This is a genomic window from Methylobacterium soli (genome assembly GCF_008806385.1).
Lineage (GTDB): Bacteria > Pseudomonadota > Alphaproteobacteria > Rhizobiales > Beijerinckiaceae > Methylobacterium > Methylobacterium soli.
On record NZ_VZZK01000003.1, the window covers coordinates 169243 to 189480 of the forward strand.

General features: G+C 70.4%; 16 protein-coding genes. 11 read left to right on the forward strand and 5 right to left on the reverse strand.

Annotated features, from left to right (window positions below; all coding sequences use genetic code 11):
• The first annotated feature begins 220 nt into the window (after positions 1–220).
• Entirely contained in the window at positions 221–2359 is a 2139-nt protein-coding gene (locus tag F6X53_RS04585; RefSeq protein WP_244965521.1) for a GumC family protein, read from the forward strand.
• Positions 2356–3645 carry a VpsF family polysaccharide biosynthesis protein gene (locus tag F6X53_RS04590; protein ID WP_238295971.1) on the forward strand — a complete coding sequence of 430 codons (1290 nt, stop codon included), beginning with the start codon at positions 2356–2358 and terminating at the stop codon, positions 3643–3645. The genes F6X53_RS04585 and F6X53_RS04590 overlap by 4 nt, the downstream gene beginning before the upstream one ends.
• Here F6X53_RS04590 and F6X53_RS04595 read toward each other — a convergent pair whose 3' ends face one another.
• Positions 3646–4962: a glycoside hydrolase family 5 protein gene (locus F6X53_RS04595; protein ID WP_150997654.1), complete on the reverse strand. Its 1317-nt coding sequence runs from the start codon at positions 4960–4962 to the stop codon at positions 3646–3648.
• Positions 4962–6161: a DUF1972 domain-containing protein gene (locus F6X53_RS04600; RefSeq protein WP_150997657.1), complete on the reverse strand. Its 1200-nt coding sequence runs from the start codon at positions 6159–6161 to the stop codon at positions 4962–4964. The genes F6X53_RS04595 and F6X53_RS04600 overlap by 1 nt, the downstream gene beginning before the upstream one ends.
• Before the next feature lie 201 nt (positions 6162–6362).
• Here F6X53_RS04600 and F6X53_RS04605 point away from each other — a divergent pair, with 201 nt between their 5' ends.
• The gene (locus F6X53_RS04605; RefSeq protein WP_150997659.1) at positions 6363–7508 is read left to right on the forward strand and encodes a glycosyltransferase family 4 protein; all 1146 of its coding nucleotides are present in this window, start codon (positions 6363–6365) and stop codon (positions 7506–7508) included.
• Between the two features lie 166 nt (positions 7509–7674).
• Here the strand turns inward: F6X53_RS04605 and F6X53_RS04610 are convergent, their stop codons facing one another.
• Positions 7675–8436 carry an AraC family transcriptional regulator gene (locus F6X53_RS04610; RefSeq protein ID WP_150997661.1) on the reverse strand — a complete coding sequence of 254 codons (762 nt, stop codon included), beginning with the start codon at positions 8434–8436 and terminating at the stop codon, positions 7675–7677.
• Between the two features lie 93 nt (positions 8437–8529).
• On the opposite strand from F6X53_RS04610, the gene F6X53_RS04615 reads away from it, so the two are divergent.
• Positions 8530–9726 carry an MFS transporter gene (locus F6X53_RS04615; protein WP_150997663.1) on the forward strand — a complete coding sequence of 399 codons (1197 nt, stop codon included), beginning with the start codon at positions 8530–8532 and terminating at the stop codon, positions 9724–9726.
• A gap of 65 nt (positions 9727–9791) precedes the next feature.
• Here the strand turns inward: F6X53_RS04615 and F6X53_RS04620 are convergent, their stop codons facing one another.
• Together F6X53_RS04620 and F6X53_RS04625 are read right to left on the reverse strand one after the other, a co-directional pair.
• Positions 9792–10730, reverse strand: a complete 939-nt coding sequence (locus tag F6X53_RS04620; protein WP_150997664.1) for a pirin family protein — start codon at positions 10728–10730, stop codon at positions 9792–9794.
• Between the two features lie 107 nt (positions 10731–10837).
• Positions 10838–11668, reverse strand: coding sequence for an alpha/beta fold hydrolase (locus tag F6X53_RS04625; protein WP_150997666.1), 831 nt, complete (start codon positions 11666–11668; stop codon positions 10838–10840).
• A 589-nt stretch (positions 11669–12257) separates the two neighbouring features.
• Between F6X53_RS04625 and F6X53_RS04630 the strand changes: the two genes are divergently transcribed.
• Genes F6X53_RS04630 through F6X53_RS04660 form a run of 7 tightly spaced genes read left to right on the forward strand, consistent with a single transcriptional unit; the run spans position 12258 to position 20231 of the window.
• A complete protein-coding gene (locus F6X53_RS04630; RefSeq protein WP_150997667.1) occupies positions 12258–13370 on the forward strand; it encodes an NAD-dependent epimerase/dehydratase family protein in 1113 nt (370 codons plus the stop codon).
• Entirely contained in the window at positions 13367–14482 is a 1116-nt protein-coding gene (locus F6X53_RS04635; RefSeq protein WP_150997669.1) for an NAD-dependent epimerase/dehydratase family protein, read from the forward strand. Before F6X53_RS04630 ends, F6X53_RS04635 begins: the two co-directional genes overlap by 4 nt.
• Positions 14479–15771: a TIGR04295 family B12-binding domain-containing radical SAM protein gene (locus F6X53_RS04640; protein ID WP_150997671.1), complete on the forward strand. Its 1293-nt coding sequence runs from the start codon at positions 14479–14481 to the stop codon at positions 15769–15771. The genes F6X53_RS04635 and F6X53_RS04640 overlap by 4 nt, the downstream gene beginning before the upstream one ends.
• Positions 15756–16895, forward strand: a complete 1140-nt coding sequence (locus F6X53_RS04645) for a glycosyltransferase family 4 protein (protein ID WP_210386370.1) — start codon at positions 15756–15758, stop codon at positions 16893–16895. The genes F6X53_RS04640 and F6X53_RS04645 overlap by 16 nt, the downstream gene beginning before the upstream one ends.
• On the forward strand, positions 16892–18004 hold the full coding sequence (locus F6X53_RS04650) for a CgeB family protein (protein ID WP_150997673.1): 1113 nt from the start codon (positions 16892–16894) through the stop codon (positions 18002–18004). The genes F6X53_RS04645 and F6X53_RS04650 overlap by 4 nt, the downstream gene beginning before the upstream one ends.
• Positions 18001–19095, forward strand: a complete 1095-nt coding sequence (locus tag F6X53_RS04655) for a CgeB family protein (RefSeq protein WP_150997675.1) — start codon at positions 18001–18003, stop codon at positions 19093–19095. The genes F6X53_RS04650 and F6X53_RS04655 overlap by 4 nt, the downstream gene beginning before the upstream one ends.
• The gene (locus F6X53_RS04660; RefSeq protein ID WP_150997677.1) at positions 19092–20231 is read left to right on the forward strand and encodes a CgeB family protein; all 1140 of its coding nucleotides are present in this window, start codon (positions 19092–19094) and stop codon (positions 20229–20231) included. Before F6X53_RS04655 ends, F6X53_RS04660 begins: the two co-directional genes overlap by 4 nt.
• Positions 20232–20238 lie beyond the last annotated feature (7 nt).

A 20238-nucleotide genomic window follows, 5' to 3' on the forward strand; every position in this document is an offset into this window, starting at 1 on the left:
CCGTGAGCTTATCGGGGGACGATGAAGCCTTCCTTCATGCCGGAATGTCCGGACGTCGCTCGCTTAATGAAATATCTGCCCGCATGGGCCGCGGCGATTGATTAACTAAAGACCGAGATAGCCCTCACGCGCCGCGCCCGAACGGACAGGATCTCAAGACTAACCGCACGAAGGTACGGGCATTGCGACGACCGCGGCGCGAGGACCACGGAGCCCGACCTTGAACCAGCAATGGCCGAACGCGGGACACACCTCTCTCAGCCTGGCACAATCGCACGGGTTCCTGCCGGCCGTGGTCGATCGGGGCGGGCCCGCGGAACGGGAGACGACCGCCGAGGTCGGCGACCTCTGGCGCATCCTGATCCGGCGCCGGCGCATCATCCTGGGCACCACCGCCCTCTTCGGGCTCGCGGCTCTGCTCTACGGTTTCCTGGCGACGCCGCTCTACACCGCGACCTCGCAGCTCCTGATCGATCCGCGCGACCGTCAGGTCGTGACCAATGACCTCAATGCCGGCGCGGTCGCGCCGGATGGCGGCATCACCAAGATCGAGAGCCAGGTCCGGGTCATCGAATCCGACACGGTCCTGCTCCGCGCCATCGCGGAAGCCGGGCTCGAGGCCGATCCGGAATTCGGCGCCACGGGCAACGGAATCCTGTCGCGGGCGGTGCAGGGGCTGCGCGAGGCCGTGTCCGGCTCCGAGGTCCAGCCGCACAACGCCACCTTGCGCGCCCTGCGGAACCTGCGCCGGAAGCTCGCCGTCAAGCGCGCCGAGAAGGTCTTCGTCGTCGACGTCGTCGTGACGGCCTCCGATCCGGACAAGGCGGCACGCATCGTCAACGCCATCGCGCGCGCTTATCTCGCTGATCAGGCCGAAGCCCGCGTGAATGCGGCCAAGCGCGCCGCGGGCGAGCTGAACGCGCGCCTCGACAGCCTGCGCGAGGATGTTCTCGCGGCCGAGACGCGGCTCGAGGCCTTCCGGGCCGACAATGGGCTGATCGCCTCGAGCGGACGCCTGGTCGGCGAGCAGCAGCTCACGGAGAGCAACGCGCGCCTCGTGGCCGCCCGAAACAGGACGGCGGATGCCAAGAGCCGACTCCAGGGCATCCGCAGCGCCCGAGGCGGCGCCTTCGACGCCGGCGCGACGCCCGAGGCGATCCAGTCGCCGACGATCGAGCGCCTGCGCTCGCAATATGCGGAGCTGACGAGCAAGGAGGCCGACCTGCGCACGCAGCTTGGAGAGCGCCACCCCTTCATCACCGCAATCCGCACCCAGAAATCCGACGTGAAGCGGCTGATCGACGCCGAACTCGGCCGCATCGTCCAGGGCGCCGAGATCGAGTACCAGCGGGCCCTCGCCAACGAGCGCTCGCTGACCGGCAACCTGGAGATCCTGAAGGCCGATTCGGTCCAGACCGGCAAGGCGAATGTGCGGTTGCGCGAGCTGGAGCGCGAGCTCGACGCGAGCCGCTCGGTCTACAACACCTTCCTGGTGCGCTCCCGCGAGATCAGCGAGCAGGCGAGCGTGGATCCGACGAACGCGCGCGTCATCACCTGGGCGCAGCCGCCCGAGGACCGCAGCTGGCCCCTGCGCCTCCTCATCCTCGGCGCGGCTCTGGGCGGCGGGCTCGGGCTCGGCGCCGGGCTCGCGCTGGTGCGCGAATATGCGCGCCCGACGCTCCTGTCCCGGCGCCAGCTCGAACGGCTCCTCGGCGCGCCGGTCCTCGCTGCTTTCCCGTCGGCGCTCGGATCGTCGGACGGGGCGGCCCGCGCGGCGCCGGCCGCCTTCGCCCTCGACAGCCTCTACGCGCTCGCCGGCATGAAGCACCGCAAAGACCGGGCGCTGAGCGTGATGGTGGCGGCGCCGGCATCCGACGCGGCCGAACGTCGGGCGCTGATCGATCTCCTGGCCGCCGTCGCGGTCGCGCGGGGGGATCACGTGCTCGTGGTCGAGGCCGATCTCGGTTCGGCCGATCCCGGAAACGGCGGCCTGCTCGAAGTCCTGCGCGGCGAGATCAGCTTCCACACCGCCTCCACGACCGACGCGGCCACGGGCGCGCGCCGTCTCCCCGTCGGCAATGGCCAGAAGCCGGTTCGCGACGCCTTCGAGCGCGAGAACGTGCACCGGTTCCTCTCGCACGTCGCCGAGCGCTACGACCTCGTCCTGCTCGATGGCGGCACCCTCGCGCAGAACGTCCGCATCGCTCCCCTCGTCGCCGCCGTCGATCGGCTCATCGTGGTGGCGTGCGGCGGCCATACGCTGCAGGATGATCTCGTCGAGACCGGCCGGATCGCGGCGGCGCTCGGGAATGCCCCCTTCGGCGCCTTGCTGGTGGACGGCAAGGGCGCCACGCGATGATGCGGACGCACGCGCGGGCCTGGGCTCCGGCTCCGCGGCGCGCCGGATTCGGGTTTCCGCCCGATCTCGGTCTGGTGCTGACCTCGCTGATCATCCTCGCGGTGTCCGGCGGCCTGCTCTGGGTGGTCGGCATCAACTATGACGGCCTCACGGGTGGCCAGGCGCAGAAGGTGCATCCGGCCAGCTACCTCTGCGTCCTCCTGGTGGCCTGGCAGATGCTGCGGCGGGGCAACCCCGTGGCCAATGTCGTCTCGGCAGCGGAGCACGCGCCCGCGAGCTTTCTCCTGGCCGCGGCCGGCATCGCCATGGCGCTGCAGATCACCCTGCGGGGCGCCTCGGGCGCCGCGGGCGCGATCGACAGCTTCCTTCAGCCGGCGCTCGTGATGATCCTGCTGATCGACCGCGACGCGCGGAGCCTCGGTCGCCTCGAGACCCTGGTCCATGCCGTGATGGCCGTGAATGCGCTGCTCGGGATCGTCGAATTCGCGACCGGCCAGCGCTTCTTCCCGTTCCGCCTCGATGGCGCGACCTTCGAGACCGATACGCGGTCCGCGGCCCTCCAGGGCCATCCCCTCGGCAACGCGACCCTGACGGCCTGCTACGTCCTGGCCCTGATCGCGGGAGGCGGCAGCCTCAAGCCGTTGACGCGCCTCGGCATGATCGCGGTGCAGCTCGTGGCCCTCGTCACCTTCGGGGGCCGCTCCGCCATCATCGTCACCCTGCTCCTCGGCGGGGCCTTCGGGATCGTCCAGCTCCTGCGCGCCGTCGCGCGCGGACGCATCCCGCTCCTCGCGGCGGCGGGTGCGGCCTGTGCCCTGCCGCTCGTCGCGAGCGCGGTGGCGGCCCTCGCCTTCGGGGGCTTCTTCGATGCGCTGCTCGGCCGCTTCGCCGCCGACGGCGGCAGCGCCAACGCGCGCGTGGCGATGTTCGACCTGTTCAGCCGCCTGCCCCTGCGCGATCTCGTGCTCGGGCCGGACCCCACTCTGGTCGACAGCCTGCGCCGGATCACCGGGCTCGAATGGGGCATCGAGCACCCGATCATTCGCGTGGTGCTCTACCAAGGCGGCCTGATGGCGCTGTTGCTGACGGTCGCCGTGACGCTGTTCCTGTGCGAGGTCGGGCGCCGCTGCCGGCCCGGGTTCGCCCTGCCGATGGTCGCCTTCGTGATCCTGATCAACACCTTCGAGAGCCTCGGCGGGAAGACGACTTTGCTGGCCAAATTCGTTCTGGTGCTCGTGGCCCTTTACCGCCCGATTCCCGACAACAGGGCAGCCGGACGGCTCTGATCAGCGCGCAGACGGCGTGAGGCCCAGGGCCGACAGGAGCGCCGGATCGGCGATGCGGGTGTCGTCGTCGATCAGGCCCATCCCGTCGAAGAGGTTCCAGAAGGCCCAGGGGAACCCGAAGGCCTCCGCGCTCTCCCGCACGTCGCGGACGTAGCGCGCGCGGTCGGCGTCGCCGGCCGCAACGTAGCGGTGGTCGCTGCGCAGCGCGCCGAACTCCCCCATCAGGATCTCGCGCTCAGGAATGGCGTGGCGCGTCGCCCAGTCGCGGATGTCCGCGAACTGCCGATCGATGAAGCCGCGATCGGGCCGTGCCGCGAAATATTCCGCGAGCTTCGCCTCGGTCAGGCGGTAGGCCTTGGCCTTCTCGGCGTCGCTGCGGCCCGCATCTCCCCGCATCTGCACCCGTACGGCGGCGAGCGTCGCGTCGAGGCGACCGGCGCTGGCGGGCCACGGCACCGCGTTGAGGGCCCGGTAGATCGGCTCCTGCATCCAGGGCGCGCCCTGATGGGTGAACAGGTAGGGCTCATAGAAATGGAAGCTGTAGATGAGCGGCCGCAGCCCGCGCAGGGGCGCAGGATCGAGGGCGGCGAGACCCCGGATCATGCTGCCGCAGGCCCCGGTCGCCACGAGCGTCAGATCGGGCGCGGCGGCGCGCGCCGAGATCAGCAGGGATGCCTGGACACTATCCCAGGCCGCCGCGCCGCAGGCCTGCGGCGGCTCGTTGACGGGCTCGAGCGCCACCCGGCGACGATCGTGCCGGGCGAGCCGGCGCGCGAGCTCGGCGACGAGGTCGCGATAGGCTGGAAACAGCGGCGCCCGCGCATCGGCGACGAGATTGGCTGGATTGTAGTAATGCGTCGAGACATTGGCCTGGACATTGAGAACGAGGCTCAGCCTGGCGTCGAGGATCGCCGCGACCGCAGCATCGAGATCGGCGAGAAGCGCGGCGCGGCGCGCGCCCGTGAACGCGAGGAACGGGCCCGGATCGACGGGGAGCCGCACGAAATCGAGCCCGGATTCGGCGAGCCGCGACAGGTCTCTCGGCGTCGGGATCGGGCGCTGATCCTGGAACGGCGGCCAGGCGTAATCGATGCGCGGCGCTGGGAATTCCCGTGTCAGCGCGAACCACGGCCACAGGTTGATTCCGCGCCGAAGCCGGATCGGCTCCGGTGCCGGCGCCGCCCGGACCGATGGCAAGCCGGGGCCTGCGGCGAGAGGCAGCCCCAGCGAGATCCCGAGGGCTCCCCCGAGCACGCTCCGCCGCGTCGGCCGCCGTGCGGGCCTGCCTCCCGCTGCGCCCGGCTCGTCCGCCTCCATCAGGCGGTGCCGGTCGAGACGTCGGCGATCCGGTCGTTCGCGGCGGCCCCTGCGGCGATGTCCATCGCGTAGCTGACCTGATCGTAGCCGCCGAGCTGGAGAAGCTCACGCTCGTAGGCTTCGAGCACCGGCAGCCAGGCGAAGGCCGCCGCCTGCTTCACTGCCGCGTCGCGGGCGCGCTTCAATGCGAGATCGTCCGTCAGCAAGGTCTCGATCTGCGCCGAGCAGCTCGCCGCATCGTGGAAATAGGCCTGATCGGCGCCGGCCGTACCGCGATTGAACGGGTTGTCATGCGCGATGACCGCGTTGCCGGCCCAGAGCGCCTCCACCAGGGATGGGTTCGTGCCCCCGACGGAATGGCCGTGCAGATAGGCACGGGCGTGGTAGCGCAGCGCCTTCACGGTTTCCGCCTCATAGATGGCGCCCGGGAAGATCACCTCCTCGCTCGCCGCCGCGCGCACGCGCCGGTGGTAGCGGTTCGCCGGGTTGACGGTGCCGAGAACCACGAGCTTGGCGTCCCGGCGCTTGCGCGAGAAGGCCTCGACGATCGGCAGGATGTTGTTGTCCGGCTCGATGCGGGCGATCGAGGTCATGTACCGGCCGGGCTCCAGGCCGAGAGGCTCGAGCGCGCTGGCCGGCGCGGCGCCGACCGGGTCGCCCCCGTACAGGATGGTGGCGATCGCGTCGCGCGACCGGCGCGTCGCGAGATGGCCGGCGATCGCAGGGTGATCCGCGACGAGGCGGTGGGAGGTCCACGCCGCGATCCACTCGTTGACCCAGAAATAGGCCCGGACCGGGAGGGACCATTTGGGCCGGCGCCACTCGAGGCCGTCCATGTTGGTGATGATCTTGCGTCCCCTCCGGCGCAGGAGCGGCAGGAACACGGCGCCGTTATAGCCGAGCACGAGGCAGACCGAGTCCCGCTCCGCGGCATGGCGCACGCAATGATAATCGAATTCCAGCGTCGCCCGGGGGCCCCGCGATCCCACAGCGACGTGGATCTGCTCGATGCCGTTCCAATCCGTGCTCCGGAACCGCTCGCCGACCGTCTCGACCTCGTCCTGGCAATACACGCCGACCTTCCAGCCGCGCCCGGTCAGGAACAGCGCCAGCTTCTCGGCGAAGGTCTCGAAACCGCCATGCGCGGCCGGGACGCCGCGCGTTCCGAGGATCAGCAGTGAGGGGGCAGCCTGTCCCATGATCGGTCGGATCCTCATCGCATCCTGTCCCGGATCGATACGCCCACGGAGGCCAGGGTGGACTTGGGGCCCGGCACTGGATCGATCCGAGGCGGATTTACTTCGCCTTTTCAGTACAGAGCAAATGACGGTCCCGGATTAAGATTCGCTTTAATCGCCTCGTGGCATCAGAGGGATCGTTAAAGATCTGGAAAATTGGTCATGACGCGGATCACCTGTGTGCATCAAGGCTTCGAGCTCTACGGATCCGACCGGAGTTTCATCGAGACGGTTCGGGTGATCCGGGCGGCTTGGCCCGCCGCCTGGATCGACGTCGTGCTACCGCGCTCGGGGCCGATCGTGGCGCCCCTCGAGGCGATCGCGTCGCGAGTCCTGATCGAGCCGCTCTGGATCCTGCGGCGGCGCGAGCTGCCGCGGCTCGCCACGATCGGGCTCCTCACCCTCCCCTTCGCGGTGGGACGCGCCCTCCGGCGCATCCGGAGCAGCGACCTCGTCTACGTGAACACGTCGGTCGTCGCCGATTACCTCCTGGCCGCGCGCGCCGGCGGCGGACGCAGCATCGTGCATGTCCACGAGATCCCGGAAGGCGCCGTCCTCAAGGCGCTCCGGGCACTGATCCGTTGGAGCGGTTGCGGCGTCATCTTCAACTCGCGCGCGACCGAGCGCGCCTTCGCGATGCCGGCGCATATGCGCGCACGCGTCGTCTATAACGGCATCGCCGATCCGGGCCCGGTCAAAGCCATGACCTATGACGGAAGCCGTCCGCTCAGGCTGCTGATGCTCGGGCGGATCAGCCGGATCAAGGGCCAGGACGTGCTGGTCGAGGCGATCGGCCGCCTCCCCGGCGCGATCCGGGACCGGATCGAGGTCCGCATCGTCGGTGGCGCGTTCGCGGATGCCGAGCGCGAGCAGGCCCTCGTCGCCGCGATCGCGGAGGCAGGGCTCGCGGAGCGGGTCACGCTGCATCCCTTCGTGGCCGATCCGGCGCCGCACTTCCTCTGGGCAGACGTCGTCGCGGTGCCGTCCTGCCTGCCAGAATCGCTCGGGCGCGTCGCGATCGAGGCGATGGCCTACGGGATTCCGCCCATCGTCTCGGATATCGGCGGCCTGCCCGAGGTGGTGGAGCACGGAAGCGGCGGCTGGGTGGTCCCGCCCGGTCGCGCCGATCGCCTCGCCGAGGCGCTCACCGCCATCGTGGCACGGCCGGAATCCTGGCGCGCCTTTCCGGCGGCCGCCCGCTTGCGTTACCAGACGGTGTTCGGCGAGGCCGCCTCCGCCGAGGCCATGCGGGATCAGTTGCTCCGCGTCCTGGGGCGTCGCGCGAGCGGAACCGCGCCAGGAACCTGACCGTGCCGGTTCCTGCGGCCCGGCCAAACGCTGCGCCGAAACACCGGCGGACCCTCAGGATGTCGGGCTGCCGGCGGGACTGCACCTTTGGCAGATGGCGACCGCGCCGGTCACGGCTCCGGAGCCGGCCTGCGACGGCCCCGGCTCGCAGCCCGGCAGCCGCCTCTCAATCGCCGTCCGCCAGGATCCCGTTGAGGTCGTTCTCCATGCGCGCGCGCAGCGCTTGAACGCTGCGGTAGCCGACCGCCGCCGCGATCTGGCGCAGCGGATGCCCGTCCGCCCTGAGGGCCAGGGCCCGGACGACCCGTGCCCGGGCCCGCCATTGTCCGAAGCTCAGGCCCGTCTCGTCGCGAAATCCGCGCGTCAGCGTCCGGCGACTCACGCCGACCTGCTCGGCCCAGGCGTCGAGATCCGCGCTCGAAGCCGGGTGATCGATCAGCCCGATGCAGATCCGGCGAAGCCGGGGATCGTCCGGCAGCGGCAGGGTCAAGGGTGTTTCCGGCGCCCGCTCGATCTCGTCGAGCACCAGAGCCGCGAGATGACCGCCACGGCCCGCCTCGTCGTAGAGCACGGGCTCCTGCGTCAGCGCGGCCAGGGCGGCGGCAAGCAGCGGCGAGACCTCGATGACCTGCGCGCGCGCGGGAAAACCGGACACCGCCTCGACGGCGAGGTAGGCGGAGCACATCGCGACGGCGCCGTGCATGACCACCGCGTGGGGCAGGCGCGGCGGAATCCAGAGGGCATGGCCTTCCGGCACGACCCAGGTGCCGTCCTGGGCGGTCGCCATCATCAGGCCCGCCGTCGCGTAGAGAAGCTGCGCGCGCGGGTGGAAGTGGCGGTCCGTGCGGCTGCCGGCCGGAAAGGTCTTGGGCATCACCGCGACCTGGCGCGGCACATCCTGATAATCCTCGGCCCGGATCGAACGCATCGCGCCTCCTTGGCCCGATTGCGTACACCTTCGGCCCGACAACGTTCAACGGGTCAGTTAGGCAGGGGGCACGCTCGCGGAGACGCCCGCCCGATGGATTCCGAAACCCTGTCGCGCCGCACGCTGCGCTTCGTCAACGTCGCGCACGCCCTCGACCATTTCGTGCTGCTGATCTACCCGACCGCCGTGCTCGCCATCGCGGCGCAGACGGGCCTCAGCTACGGCGAGTTGATCGGGCTTGCCACCGGTGCCTTCGTGGCCTTCGGCCTCTGCTCCCTGCCGATGGGCTGGCTCGCCGACCGGTTCGGGCGTCGGACCATGCTGGCGATCTTCTTCTTCGGGTACGGTCTGTCCTGCCTCGGCGTGGCGAGTGCTTCGAGCCCCACAAGTTTCGCGATCTGGCTCTGCGTGCTGGGGCTCGCCTCGGCGATCTACCATCCGGTCGGGTCGACCATGCTGGTCACGCATGCGCGGCGCCTCGGCCGGGACCTCGGCGTCAACGGGGTCTGGGGCAATTTCGGTGCGGCGACCGCCTCCGGCGTCACGGCGCTGCTTGCCGCCGGTCTCGGCTGGAAGGCGGCCTTCGTGGTGCCGGGCCTGGTCTGCCTCGCCTGCGGAATCGCCTTCCTGGCCCTCGTTCCGGGCGATGGCGAGGGCGGCGGCCGCAAGTCCGGCGCCGCGGCGATCATTCCGGTGTCGCGCCCGGTCGCGCTCCTGGTCGTGTTCGGCTTCGCGATCGTGGCGGGCGGCATGACCTTCAACGTCACCACCATCGCGCTGCCCAAGGTCCTCGACGAGCGCGTCGGAGACGGGCTGCCGCTCGCGCTGATCGGATCCCTCGCGACCGTCGTCTTCGTGTTCGGCGCCCTGACGCAGCTGCTGATGGGGCGCCTCATCGACCGCTACAGCCTGCCCACACTCTTCCTCGGCCTGTCCGTGCTGCAGCCGGTCGGCCTCGCCATCGCGGCCGCGTCAACGGGCATCCCGCTCCTGATCGGGCTGGTCCTGACGATGGCGGCCCTCTACGGCCAAGTGGTGATCAACGACGCGATGGTGGCCCGCTACGTGCCGGCCGCCTATCGGGCCAGAGCCTACAGCGTGCGCTACTTCCTGGGCTTCACGGTGAGCGGCTTCGTGGTGCCGATGATCGCCCTCTTCCATGATCGCGGCGGGTTCGGGCTGGTCCTTGGAATCGCGGCCGCGATCGGCCTCGTGATCTTCGCCGCCGCCCTCGGCTTCTTCGGATTGACCCGGGGCGACCGGGCGCGCGCGCTCGCTGCCGCAGAGTAAGGCCCGGGGCGCGGGACCCCAGCGTTGCGCCTGATACGCGTGCCACCACGCCGCCCCGGCTTCGCTCAAGGATAGCGGACCGGCGGAGGGTCCTCGGGCAGCGGGATGAACTCGGATTCACCCGGCACGGTGTCGAAGCGGGCCTGGCGCCAATCCTCCTTGGCCTGCTCGATGCGCTCGGGGCGCGAGGAGACGAAGTTCCACCAGAGGTGGCGTGGGCCGTCCATCGGCTCCCCGCCCAGCACCATGAAGCGGGATGCCTCGGTCGCCCGCACGCTGATGCGGTCGCCCGGCCGAAAGACCAGCAGCTGCCCGGGCCCGAAGCCGTCGCCAGCGATCTCGATCGCGCCCGAGATCGTATAGATCGCGCGTTCGTCATAGGTCGGGTCGAGCGGCAGGACGGCGCCGGGCTGCAGCGTCACGTCGGCGTAGACCATCGGGCTCGACGTGCGCACGGGCGAGCGCGCCCCGAAGGCGTCGCCGGCGATCAGGCGCACGGTCTTGCCCTCGCCCGTGAGGACCGGCAGCGCCGACGCGTCGTAATGCTCGAAGGCCGGAGCGTTCTCCTCGTCCTGCGCGCTCAGGGCCACCCAGCTCTGGAGGCCGAACAGCGTCGAGCCGGTCTTCCGGAGACCGGCGCCGGTGCGCTCCGAATGGGTGATGCCCCGCCCCGCCGTCATCCAGTTTAGCTCGCCCGGACGGATCGGCAGCTCCGTGCCGAGACTGTCCCGGTGCATGATCTCGCCTTCGAGGAGGTAGGTGACGGTCGAGAGGCCGATATGGGGATGGGGACGCACGTCCATGCCCTGGCCGAGCAGGAACTCGGACGGCCCCATCTGATCGAAGAAGATGAAGGGGCCGACCATCCGGCACTCGGCGGAGGGCAGAGCCCGCCGCACCGCGAACGAGCCGAGGTCGCGCGAGCGCGGGACGATCAGGGTCCGGATGGCGTCGCAGGAGAAGCGGTCTCCCGGGATCGGATCCTCTGCACTGTGCCAACTCATTGCCGTGGCTCCTGTTCTGTTCGATCGAAAGGGGGGTGAGGACCGTTCGGGCCGCGCACCGGAGGCTGCGGCACGCCGGGAACGGCCCCCGGCGCACCGCTCGGCTCTCAGGCTCGGATGAAGGCCAGCAGGTCCCGATTGATGATCTCGGGATGGGTCGTGCACATCCCGTGCGGCAACCCGTCATAGGTCTTGAGCGTGCCGTTCTTCAGCAAGGGCTGCGCCAACAAAGCCGAATCGGCGATCGGCACGATCTGATCGTCGGTGCCGTGCATCACCAACACAGGCACGTCGATCGCCTTGAGGTCCTCGGTGAAATCGGTCTCGGAGAAAGCCTTGATGCAATCGTACTGCGCCTTGGCGCCGCCGATCATGCCCTGGCGCCACCAATTGCCGATCACCCCTTCCGAGACCGGCGCGCCCGCGCGGTTATAGCCGTAGAAGGGGCCGGCCGGCACATCGCGGTAGAACTGCGCGCGGTTGGCCGCGAGCGCGGCCCGGAAGCCGTCGAAGACCTCGATGGGCAGGCCGCCGGGGTTCGTCTCGGACTTGACCATCACGGGCGGCACCGCCCCGATCAGGACGGCCTTGGCGACGCGGCCGGGCTCGGCGCGTGCGACGTAGCGGGCAACCTCGCCGCCGCCGGTGGAGTGGCCGACATGGATGGCGTTCCGCAGATCGAGCGCCGCGGCGAGCGCGACGACGTCGGCCGCGTAGGTGTCCATCTCGTTGCCGGTGTCGGTCTGGGTCGAGCGACCGTGGCCGCGCCGGTCATGGGCGACCACGCGAAAGCCCTGGCCGAGGAAGAACAGCATCTGGTTGTCCCAGTCGTCCGCGCTGAGCGGCCAGCCATGATGGAAGACGATCGGCTGCGCGTCCTTCGGCCCCCAATCCTTGTAGAAGAGCTCGGTGCCGTCCGTCTGGGTGATGATTGGCATCTGGAACCTCGGATGATGTGGGTGGAGGAGCGGGATCCGCCGCTCTCCGCGATCTCAGGCGAATGAGCGCTGATCGGCTCGGCCATCCGCCGGGAAGACGGCGCGGCCGATATTGGGCGTTGTGGCGCGGACGTTCATCGTCGTCTCCTTCGCACGGGGTTCGGTCGCGCTCGATGCACAGCATACTGCAACCAGAACGCGTCGCATGAAACGGAAACAATCGAAACGCATCGTTTCCGTAGAAGCGCGATCAGCGTCATCGCAGGGGCGGTCGCGCGGGCGTGCAGGCGGGGCGTGCGATCGTCGGCAGGGCCGGCGGCCAACCTTCGCAGCAGTTCCGTGCGAAAGATTATCACAGGATATTTTCCAGTTCGGATCTCAGAGGTAAGTTGAACAAAGCACTTGGTCAGCTCACCGGCACAGACGCCGCTGAGTGCACGTGCCTGAAACAATCGCTCACCGATCCGGAGGTGGACAGCGCAAGCCCTTGGTCTGTCGATCGTTCTTGAACCACCTCAATCGAGCGACGCGGATCTCCGACAGACCCGACCCCATTCCCGGGGCGCGACCGCATGGAGGAAGCTGCGACTTGAAAGAGACTGTCCTTATTTCCGGCGGCGCTGGTTTCATCGGCAATCATCTGTCCAATGCTTTGCTTTCGCGCAATTACCGCGTTCGAGTACTCGATAGCCTGATCGAGCAGGTCCACGGGCACGGCGCCCGGCCGAACCCATCGCGCCCAGGGATCGAGTTCATCCAGGCCGATATCCGCGATGCGGCAGCTTTGGCGCGGGCCCTCGACGGCGTCGATTCCGTCGTGCACCTCGCGGCCGAGGTCGGCGTCGGCCAGAGCATGTACGCGGTCGAGCGCTACGTCTCCGTCAATGATTGCGGCACCGCCACCCTGTTCCAGCAACTGATCGACAGGCCGGTGCGCCGCGTCGTCGTCGCCTCGTCGATGAGCATCTACGGCGAGGGCCTGTACCGGAGCGTGAACGGCAGCATCGTCCAGGATGCGGTGCGCAAGCCCCGCCGTGCGGGCGAGCCCTGGGATCCGCTGGATACGGACGGGTGCCCCCTCGTGCCGGTGCCGACCCCCGAATGGAAGGCCCCGACCCTTGCCTCGGTCTACGCCCTGACGAAATACGTGCAGGAGCGCCTGACCCTGACATTGACCTCCGTCTACGGCATGGAGGGAGTCGCGCTGCGCCTCTGGAATGTTTACGGCACGGGCCAGGCGCTCTCGAACCCCTATACGGGCGTTCTGGCGATCTTCGCCTCGCGGCTGCATAACGGCCAGCCGCCGATGATCTACGAGGACGGCGAGCAGCGCCGCGATTTCATCCATGTCGAGGACGTGGCCGAAGCCTTCGTGCTGGCGCTCGAGCACCCGAAGGCGCCCGGCAACGTCTACAACGTGGGGAGCGGCCAGGATTGGTCCGTCCGGGAGGTGGCCGAGATCCTGGCCCGCGCCATGGGCAGGCCGGAACTCGCGCCGGAAATCACCGCCCAGGCACGGACGGGCGACATCCGCCACTGCATCGCGGATATCGGCAAGATCCAGCGCGAACTCGGCTTCGCGCCGCGGCGCGACTTCGCCGAGGGCGTTGCGGAACTGGCCGCCTGGGTCGCCGAGCAGCAGGCCATCGATCGGGTGACCGAGGCGCGCCGGGAGCTCGAGGCCCGAGGTCTCGTCGCGTGAGCCGGTCTCGGCCCCTCCCCCCGGGCGGTCCGGGCGGCCGCAACGTCCTGATCACCGGGGGCGCCGGCTTCATCGGTGCGAACCTCGCGGATCATCTGGCCGCGGCCGGGCACGGTGTCACCGTCTACGACGCGCTGATGCGCCCGGGCGTCGAGGCGAACCTCGCCTGGCTCGAAGCGCGGCACCGCGACCGGCTGACCGCGGTGATCGGCGACATCCGGGACGCTGACCGGCTCGCGGCCTGCGTGGCCCGCGCGGATGTGGTTTTCCACTTCGCCGCGCAGGTCGCCGTGACCACGAGCCTCGTCACCCCGCTGGAGGATTTCGCGATCAATCTCGGTGGGACCCTGACGCTCCTCGAGGCGTTGCGCGCGCGCAGGGTGCCGCTCATCTTCGCCTCGACCAACAAGGTCTACGGCAATCTCACCGACCTGCCGCTGACGGCCACGAACGACGCCTACCTGCCGGCCGACCCCGCGTTGCGGCGCTGGGGCATCAGCGAGGCGCGGCCCCTCGATTTCCACACGCCCTATGGCTGCTCGAAGGGCGGCGCCGACCAGTACGTGCTCGACTACGCCCGGAGCTTCGGCATCCCGACCGCGGTCATGCGGATGAGCTGCATCTACGGCCCCCGACAGATCGGGACCGAGGACCAGGGCTGGGTCGCGCATTTCCTGATCAGCGCCCTCGCGGGTCGGCCGATCAGCATCTTCGGAGACGGGATGCAGGTGCGCGACATCCTGCACGTCTCGGACGCGGTGACCGCCTATGTGGCGGCTTGGACGCGCATCGAGGCGATTGCCGGCCAAGCCTTCAACCTCGGCGGCGGCCCCGACAACGCCGTGAGCCTGCATCAGGTCCTCGCCTATATCGAGAGGCTCGTCGGCCGCCCGATTGACCGGCACTTCTCGGATTGGCGCGCGGGCGACCAGCGCTACTACGTTTCCGATACCCGCCGCGCCGCGTCGATCCTCGGTCTCCCGGCTCCGATGCCGTGGCGCCGGGGCGTCGCGGAACTCGCCGCCTCGCTCGCGCAGCCACAACTGGGTCCGGGCGCCCTACTTTCCGGAGCCGAGAACCCCGTGCCCCCGCTGATGGGAGCGGCCGAATGAGGGTCGCTCTGGTCAACCCCGCCTGGGACTACCGCAACAGCATCTATTTCGGCTGCCGCGAGCCTCATCTCCCGCTCGAACTCGGCTACACGCGGGCGCTCCTGACGGCCGCCGGGCACGACGTGCTGATGCTCGACGCGCATCTCTGCGGCCTGACACACGCGCAGACCGCCGAGGCGGTGGCGGCGTTCGGGCCCGGCATGACCGTGGTGGCGACCGCCCCGACCTACCTGTTCTGGCGCTGCGCTCCCCCGGAATTGCGGGTGCCGCGCGCCTTCCTCGACGCGCTGGCCGGGCGCGGCGGCCGCACGGTCGCGGTTGGGCCGCACGGTTCGGCGACGCCCCGGCCGACCCTGGAGAAACTCGGCGTCGACGCGGTGGTGCGGGGCGAATGCGAGGAGATCGTCCTGCGTCTCGCGGAGGCGGACGCACTCAGCCGCGTGCCGTCCATCGCATTCCGGGACGAGGGCAACATCCTGGTCACGGGCGAGCCGCACGCCTCCCGCTTCAGCGACCTCCCGGCCCTGCGCTGGCCGGAGGCGTGGCTCGCACGCCATACCCACCATCACCATCGCTTCGACCGGGAGCCCGACGGCCCGGGCGCCGAGGTCGAGGCCTCGCGGGGCTGCCCCTATACCTGCAGCTTCTGCGCGAAGATCGATTTTCGCGACGGGTATCGACGCCGTGACCTCGCGCTCGTGCTTGACGAGATCGACGGCCTGATCGCGCAGGGCGTCACCTACGTCTACTTCATCGACGAGATCTTCCTGCCCCAGAGGCCTCTCCTCGAGGCGCTGGTCTCGCGGGACCTGCGCTTCGGCATCCAGACCCGGATCGATCTGTGGAAACCGGAAATGCTGGATCTCCTCGGCGCAGCCGGATGCGTCTCGATCGAGGCGGGTATCGAGAGCCTGACCGTCGAGGGCCGGGCATCCCTCGACAAGAGGTGCCGCGCCACCACCGACGAGCTCGCCGAGCGGTTGATCCGCGCCCGCAACACCGTGCCTTTCGTGCAGGCGAACCTGATCAAGGTGGCGGGCGACGATCCGGCGCTGGTGGCGCAATGGCGCGACCACCTGCGCGCGCGCGGCGTCTGGGCCAACGACCCCGTGCCGCTCTACCCCTATCCGAGCTCCCCCGATTACCGGCGCCTCTGGGGCGCGCCGGACGACGCGGCCTGGGAGCGGGCGCACGCGCATTACCTCGGCCAGTTCGACCAGTTCAGCGACATCCAGGAGGAGCGCCCGCTGCCGCTCCGGGAATTGGAGGTCGCATGCGGACGGGTCTGACAACCGAGCGCTTCCACGTCCTGATGAGCGCCGACGCCGTCGGCGGCGTCTGGTCCTACGCGATCGACCTCGCCGCGGGGCTTGCCGAGGCAGGCGTCGGGGTGACGCTCGCCGTGCTCGGGCCGGACCCGTCCGAGATGCAGGCCGCGCAGGCCGAGGCCGCCGGCTGCCGCCTCGTCAGGACCGGCCATGCCCTCGATTGGACGGCCACGGAGCCCGGCGCGGTGACGGCGGCCGGCGCGGCCTTGGCGCGGCTTGCCCGTGCGGTCGGCGCTGACATCGTCCATCTGCATAGCCCGGCCTTCGCGGCCGATGGCGGCTTCGACGTGCCTGTCGTCGGCGTCTGCCATTCCTGCGTCGCCACCTGGTGGGCGGCGCTCGAAACCGGTCCGCTCCCGCCCGATCTGGCCTGGCGGGCGGATCTCGTCGGCCGTGGCTGCCGCGCCACCGCCGCACTGCTCGCTCCGAGCGCCGCTTTCGCGGCCGCCACCGCCCGCGCCTACGGCCTGCCGCGGCCGCCGAGCGTCGTCCGCAACGGCCGGCGGCCCCTCGCCGATGCGGACGCCACGGAGGCGGAGGCCGCCGGCTTCGTCTTCACCGCCGGGCGGCTGTGGGACCGGGGCAAGAACCTCGCGGGCCTCGACCGCGTCGCGGCTCGGATCACCCTGCCGGTGAGCGCGGCCGGACCCATCGCGGGACCGAACGGCGCGCGCATCGCGCTGACGCATCTCGACCTGCCGGGGCAGCTCGACGAGGCCGGCATCGCGGCCGAGCTCGCACGGCGGCCGATCTTCGTCTCCCTCGCGCGCTACGAGCCCTTCGGCCTCGCGATCCTCGAAGCCGCGCAGGCGGGCTGCGCCCTGGTCCTGTCGGACCTGCCGACCTTCCGGGAATTGTGGGAGGGCGCCGCCCTGTTCGTCGATGCCGACGACGCGGACACGATCGCCCGCATCCTAGAATCCCTCGCGGCCGATACGCGGCGGCGCGCCGCCCTCGGCGAGGCGGCCCGGGAGCGGGCCGGCCGATACACCGCGGCGGCCACCACGGCGGGCGTTCTCCGGATTTTCGAGGCGCTTCTCGCCCAGCCTGTGGCGCGCGCCTCCTTGAAGGGAGCGGCCGCGTGAGGATCGCCTACTTCACCCATTCCCTCGCCTCGTGCTGGAACCACGGCAACGCCCATTTCCTGCGCGGCGTCCTGCGCGAGCTGGTCCTGAGCGGGCACGCGGTCGAATCCTTCGAGCCGCGGGGCGCCTGGAGCCTCGCCAACCTCCTGCTGGATCATGGCGAGGCGGGGCTCGCGCCCTTCCGGGCCAGCTATCCGGAGCTCGACGCGCAGGTCTACGACGCGGTCGAGCCGGCAGCGGAGCGCGCGGCGGATGCCGACCTCGTCATCGTGCACGAGTGGAACGAGCCCGCCCTCGTGGCGGCGCTCGGCAAGGCGCGCAAGCGCGGTGCGCCCTTCACGCTCCTGTTCCACGACACGCATCATCGGGCGGTGAGCGAGCCGGAGGCGATGCGGCGCTTCGATCTCTCGGGCTATGACGGCGTCTTGGCCTTCGGCGAGACCTTGGCGGCGGTCTATCGGGGCTGGGGCTGGGGCGACCGCGCCATCGTCTGGCACGAGGCCGCCGATACCCGCCTGTTCCGCCCTCCGCTCGTGGAAGGCCGGCGGCAGGGCCTGATCTGGATCGGCAATTGGGGCGACGACGAGCGCAGCGCCGAGCTCGAAGCCTTCCTGTTCGCGCCTGCGCAGGCCGCGGGATTACCCCTCGACATCTACGGCGTGCGCTACACGGAGTCCGCGCTGGCGACGCTTGGCCGTTCCGGCGCGCGCTATCACGGCTGGGCTCCGAACGCCGCGGCCCCGAGCCTCTTTGCCCGCCATCAGGCGACAATCCACGTGCCGCGCCGCTTCTACGCGGAGCAATTGCCCGGCATCCCGACGATCCGGGTCTTCGAGGCGCTCGCCTGCGGCATACCCCTCGTCAGCGCGCCCTGGGAGGATGCCGAGGGGCTGTTCCGGCCCGGCACCGACTACCTCGTCGCCCGCAGCGGGCCGGAGATGGAGCGCCACCTGCGCGCCCTGCATGCGGATGCCGATCTGCGGCGGAGCCTCACGGATAACGGGCTCACGGCGATCCGGGCGCGCCATACCTGCCGCCACCGGGCCGACGAACTCCTGGAGATCGCCCGGAGATTGCGCGCGCCCGCCCTGCAGGAGAGTGTCGCGTGAAGATCGCCTTCTACGGATCAAGCCTGCTATCCTCCTACTGGAACGGGGCGGCCACCTATTATCGCGGTCTCCTGCGGGACCTCGCCGCGCGCGGCCACCGCATCACCTTCTACGAGCCGGACGCCTACGACCGGCAGAAGCACCGCGACATCGATCCGCCCCCCTACGCCGACGTTCGGGTGTATCCGGCAACACCGGAGGCGATGCGCGCGGTCGTGGCGGAGGCGGCGCAGGCCGACGTGGTGGTGAAGGCGAGCGGCGTCGGCGTGTTCGACGACGCATTGCTGGAGGGCGTCGTCGCGGCCTCGCGCCCGGAGGCCATCCGGATCTTCTGGGATGTCGACGCGCCCGCGACCCTGGCCGACCTCGCGCGGACACCCGGCCACGCCCTCCACCGCGCGATGCCGGCCCTCGACCTCGTCCTCACCTACGGCGGCGGTCCGCCGGTGATCGCCGCCTATGAGGGCTTCGGGGCCGCCCGGTGCATCCCGATCTACAACGCGCTCGATCCCGACACCCACCACCCGGTCCCGGCCGAACCGCGCTTCGCCGCCGACCTCGCCTTCCTGGGTAATCGCCTGCCAGACCGCGAGGCGCGGGTGGAGACGTTCTTCCTCGACGCCGCGGCGCGGCTGCCCGCGCGCGCCTTCCTGATCGGCGGAAATGGCTGGGACGACAAGGCCATGCCGGGCAATGTCCGCCCGATCGGCCACGTCTACACGCGCGAGCACAACGCCTTCAATACGACGCCGCGCGCGGTGCTCAACATCGCCCGCGACAGCATGGCGGCTGTGGGCTTCTCGCCCGCGACCCGGGTGTTCGAGGCGGCCGGCGCCGGCGCCTGCCTGATCACGGACGCCTGGACCGGACTCGATCTCTTCCTGCGAGAGGACGAGGAGGTTCTGGTCGCCCGAGACGGCCGCGACGTCGCCGCGCACCTGGCCGCCCTGACCCCCGAGCGCGCCCGCGCCATCGGGGCGGCCGCCCGCGCCCGGATCACCCGCGAGCACACCTACCGGCATCGGGGCGCGGAGGTCGACGCGATCCTGCGCGAGGAAGCCGCGCGCAAGCGCGAGCGGAGCGTCGCGTGATGCGCGCGCCCCTTCGCCTCGTCGTGCTCGGGCTGAGCCTGTCCTCCTCCTGGGGCAATGGGCACGCCACCACCTACCGGGCTCTGCTGCGGGCCTTCGCCGAACGCGGGCACGCGATCCTGTTCCTGGAGCGTGAGACCCCCTGGTATGCCGAGCACCGGGACCTGACGGAGCCTGATTTCTGCGATCTCGCCTTCTATCGCGACCTCGCCGATCTCGAACGGTTCCGGGAGCGGATCGCCTCGGCCGATGCGGTGATCGTCGGCTCCTACGTGCCCGAGGGCGTCGCCGTCGGCCGGCGCGTGCGCGCCTGGAACCGGCGCGTCTGCGCCTTCTACGACATCGACACGCCCGTCACCCTGGCGAAGCTGGAGGCGCGGGACCACGCGTATCTCGCGCCCGACCTGATCGAGGCCTACGACCTCTACCTGTCCTTCACGGGCGGGCCGACTCTGCGCAGGATCGAGGAGCGCTACGGCTCACCGGCGGCGCGCCGGCTCTACTGCTCGGTCGATCCGGACGCCTACCCGGCACTGCCCCGGACCGCGCGTTGGGACCTGTCCTATCTCGGGACCCACAGCCCCGACCGGCAATCGACCCTGACGCGGCTCCTCCTCGAACCGGCCCGGCGCGCACCGCATCTGCGCTTCGCGGTGGCGGGCCCGCAATATCCCCGCGAGATCGACTGGCCACGCAACGTCGACCGGATCGAGCACGTGGCGCCCGCCGACCATCCGGCCTTCTACGCGGCGAGCCGCTACACCCTGAACATCACGCGGGCCGACATGATCCGGGCCGGGTACAGCCCGAGCGTGCGCCTGTTCGAGGCGGCCGCCTGCGGCACCCCGATCCTGACCGATCGCTGGGAAGGCCTGCAGACCGTGCTCGTCCCCGGTCGCGAGATCCTGCCCGTCGACACGGCCGAGGACGTGCTGGACCTCCTCGAAGGACAGCCCGAGGCCGCGCGCCTGCGGCTCGCCGCAGCGGCCCGCGCGCGGGTTCTCGCCAGCCACAGCGCCGCGCAACGCGCGGCGGAACTCGAGGCCCATCTCCGGGAGGCGATCGACCGCCGCGGGAACATCAGCGCACGCTCAATGCTTGGCAAAACATCAGCCAGCGAAGTGCTTCGTGAATAATGGCAGC

What these genes read in the sequence shown, in the direction of transcription:
- F6X53_RS04590 (WP_238295971.1), top strand. Translation starts at nt 2,356, where the DNA reads ATGATGCGGACGCACGCGCGGGCCTGGGCTCCGGCTCCGCGGCGCGCC.
- F6X53_RS04595 (WP_150997654.1), bottom strand. Translation starts at nt 4,962, where the DNA reads ATGGAGGCGGACGAGCCGGGCGCAGCGGGAGGCAGGCCCGCACGGCGG.
- F6X53_RS04600 (WP_150997657.1), bottom strand. Translation starts at nt 6,161, where the DNA reads ATGGGACAGGCTGCCCCCTCACTGCTGATCCTCGGAACGCGCGGCGTC.
- F6X53_RS04605 (WP_150997659.1), top strand. Translation starts at nt 6,363, where the DNA reads ATGACGCGGATCACCTGTGTGCATCAAGGCTTCGAGCTCTACGGATCC.
- F6X53_RS04610 (WP_150997661.1), bottom strand. Translation starts at nt 8,436, where the DNA reads ATGCGTTCGATCCGGGCCGAGGATTATCAGGATGTGCCGCGCCAGGTC.
- F6X53_RS04615 (WP_150997663.1), top strand. Translation starts at nt 8,530, where the DNA reads ATGGATTCCGAAACCCTGTCGCGCCGCACGCTGCGCTTCGTCAACGTC.
- F6X53_RS04620 (WP_150997664.1), bottom strand. Translation starts at nt 10,730, where the DNA reads ATGAGTTGGCACAGTGCAGAGGATCCGATCCCGGGAGACCGCTTCTCC.
- F6X53_RS04625 (WP_150997666.1), bottom strand. Translation starts at nt 11,668, where the DNA reads ATGCCAATCATCACCCAGACGGACGGCACCGAGCTCTTCTACAAGGAT.
- F6X53_RS04640 (WP_150997671.1), top strand. Translation starts at nt 14,479, where the DNA reads ATGAGGGTCGCTCTGGTCAACCCCGCCTGGGACTACCGCAACAGCATC.
- F6X53_RS04645 (WP_210386370.1), top strand. Translation starts at nt 15,756, where the DNA reads ATGCGGACGGGTCTGACAACCGAGCGCTTCCACGTCCTGATGAGCGCC.